Origin of the sequence: Methylobacterium sp. WL18, assembly GCF_008040015.1 — a bacterium.
Classification (GTDB): Bacteria; Pseudomonadota; Alphaproteobacteria; order Rhizobiales; family Beijerinckiaceae; genus Methylobacterium; species Methylobacterium mesophilicum.
On sequence record NZ_VRVD01000763.1, the window covers coordinates 1 to 2,021 of the forward strand.

Here is a 2,021-nt window from a genome sequence, read left to right on the forward strand (position 1 = left end):
GCCGGTCTCCGCGGCGGCGCCGGCCACGCCGGCGATGTTGCTGGTCACCTCGCCGGTGCCCTGCGCCGCCTGCCCGACGTTGCGCACGATCTCCTGGGTGGCCGCCCCCTGCTCCTCGACCGCGGCCGCGATGGTTGTGGCCACCGCCTCGATCTCCTTGATCCGGGCGGTGATCGCCGCGATCACCGAGACGGCCGCCCCGGTGGATGTCTGGATCTGGCCGATCTGGCCGGCGACCTCCTCGGTGGCCCGGGCGGTCTGGTTGGCCAGCTCCTTCACCTCGGCCGCCACCACGGCGAAGCCGCGCCCGGCCTCGCCGGCGCGGGCGGCCTCGATCGTGGCGTTGAGCGCCAGCAGGTTGGTCTGGGCCGCGATGTCGGTGATCAGCCGGACCACGTCGCCGACCTTGGCGGCGGCGGCGCCGCTCAGCTCCTGCACCAGCGTCGCGGTCTGGTCTGCCTCGGATACGGCGCCCTGGGCGAGCTTGGCCGAGCCGTCCACCTGCCGGCCGATCTCCTGGACCGACGAGCCGAGCTCCTCGGCCGCGCTCGCCACTGTGTTGACGTTGGAGGCGGCCTCCTCGGCGGCGGCCGCCACGGTGGTGGACTGGCTGGCGGTCTGGGTCGCGGTGGCGGTCATGGCCTGGGCGGTGGCCTGCAGCTCGGTGGCGGAGGACGAGACCTGGCCGATGATCCGGCCGACCGTGCCCTGGAAGCCGTCGGCCAGCTCCAGCATCGTCTGGCGGCGCGCCTCCGCGGCCGCCTCGTCGGCGACCCGCCGGATCTCGGCCTGCTCGGCTGCCTTCTGGGCGACGAGCGCCTTGATGCCCTCCACGGCGCGGCCGATCAGGCCGATCTCGTCGCCGCGCCGTGCCTCGGGGATCTCGGCGTCGATCTCGCCATCCGCCATGCGCCGCAGCACGTCCGTCAGCCGGCGGATCGGGCGCGTCACGCCGAGGATCACGACCAGGGCGCCCCCGATGATGCCCGTGGCGATACCGATGAGCGAGACGATCAGCAGCAGGGAGCGGGTCGCGTTGGTCTCGGCGGTGAGGTCGTCCGACCGCTTCTGGACCGAGACGTCCATGTCATCCACGAGGGTGCGGGCGGCTTCAGTCAGTTCCGCCCGGATCGGTTCGGCCGTCCGGTGTGCGAGCGCGAGGGCCTCGCTGCCCTGGCCCTTGTCGGCGAGGTTGCGCATGTCCCGAACGGTCCGGGCATAGGCGTCGAATTGCGTGGCGATCCGGTCGATCCGATCCCGGAAGGCGGGCGCGTCGCGCCGGGCGTCTTCGACCAGCTTCGCGGCCTCGGCCACGAGGGCCTCAAGGCCCATGCCGACCCGGGTCCCGTCCGCCGTGCCGGCTTCCGCCGCGCTGCGGAAGGCCACGTAGCTCAGCTGCGCGACGACGCGGTTCAAACGCGCCACCCGGACGACCGCCTTCGATTCCTTGTCGAGCAGGATCGTGTAGGCGACGTCGATCCCGGCGACATTCTGCGATGTGTACCAAGCTGATCCAAAGAAGAGCAGACTCATCAACGCAATGACAGAAAAAAGCTTCGTGGGAATATTGATCTTGGATATCAGTTCCATGGAAGCCTCTGCTTGGCGCGATGGCGAACGTGCCCGAGAGATCTGTGTCGATTTCTGAGGATGGCGGCAAGGTGAATCGTTGCCGATCGATGTCTATGCTGTCCGGATCGAAAGATCGGGCGCGGTAATTTTGCGACCAGGATAAATTATGAACTCTGCAAATTTGCCGTGTAAGGCGTCTGAATAAAGCAGTAACGTTATTTTAATGGTGTTGACGGGCGCTGGACGCCATTATCCCCGCAGCATGACGCTCACGGGGCGATCCAGCTGCCGGTCCAGTCGCCCTGCCCCCGGGTCCAGGCCGCCCGGCGGTGTCCGCGGCGGTCGAGATAGAGGAAGTCCAGGCGCGCGGCTCGCACCCGGACGGCGGCGAAATGCGGCCGGCCAAGGGTCGCCGCAGTCACCTCGTCCGGCAGCGTGTAGGCGTCGCC

1 protein-coding gene and 1 pseudogene are annotated in these 2,021 nt (G+C 69.1%); both read right to left on the reverse strand.

Annotation, left to right across the window (positions count from 1 at the left end; translation table 11 throughout):
- Positions 1 to 1,533 (reverse strand): methyl-accepting chemotaxis protein (locus tag FV228_RS34860; protein WP_281406544.1); only part of this gene is annotated, 1,533 nt, incomplete at its 3' end.
- A gap of 308 nt (positions 1,534 to 1,841) precedes the next feature.
- Positions 1,842 to 2,021, reverse strand: a pseudogene (locus FV228_RS28005) (pyridoxamine 5'-phosphate oxidase); the annotation flags it as partial.